This is a genomic window from Variovorax sp. P4_B10 (assembly GCF_056402375.1).
In genome coordinates, this window is record NZ_JBFUHN010000190.1 from 1 (window position 1) to 530 (window position 530).

At 68.9% G+C, this 530-nt stretch carries 1 protein-coding gene; it reads right to left on the bottom strand.

Going from position 1 to position 530, the window contains the following annotated elements; all coding sequences use genetic code 11:
- Window positions 1–488, bottom strand: a 488-nt coding sequence (locus AC1DXX_RS33410; protein ID WP_478138486.1) for an ABC transporter permease, incomplete at its 3' end; no start/stop codon positions are given.
- Window positions 489–530 lie beyond the last annotated feature (42 nt).

Sequence of the window (530 nt, forward strand, 5' to 3'; positions counted from 1 at the left end):
GGGATGTTGTAGATGCCGATCGCGACGATGGCGTTGACGATGCCGGCGCCGAACACCGCGGTCATCATGATGGCCGAGAGGATCGCGGGGAAGGCGAGCGAGAAGTCGGCGAAACGCATGATCGCCTCTTCGACCCAGCCGCGCCGTGCCGCCGCGAGCAGGCCCAGCGCCGTGCCGACCACGAGGCCGATGCCCACCGCGATCACGCCCACGAGGATGGAGGCACGCGCGCCCACCAGCAGCAGCGAGGCCACATCGCGCCCGAAGGCATCGGTGCCCAGCCAGTGCGCGGCCGAAGGCGCCTGCATCTTGTTCGCCATGTCCATCTCGTACGGCGACCACGGCGTCCAGACGAAAGACACGAGCGCGGCCACGAGCAGCAGCAACGCGAGGACACCACCGATCACGAAGCTGCGGTGCCGCAGCGCACGGCGCCAGAAGCCCGGCACCTTGAGCGCGGCGGCGCTGGGAACGGCAAGGGTGCTCATATGTCGCTGGCCTTGATGCGCGGGTCGATCACGGCGTACAGC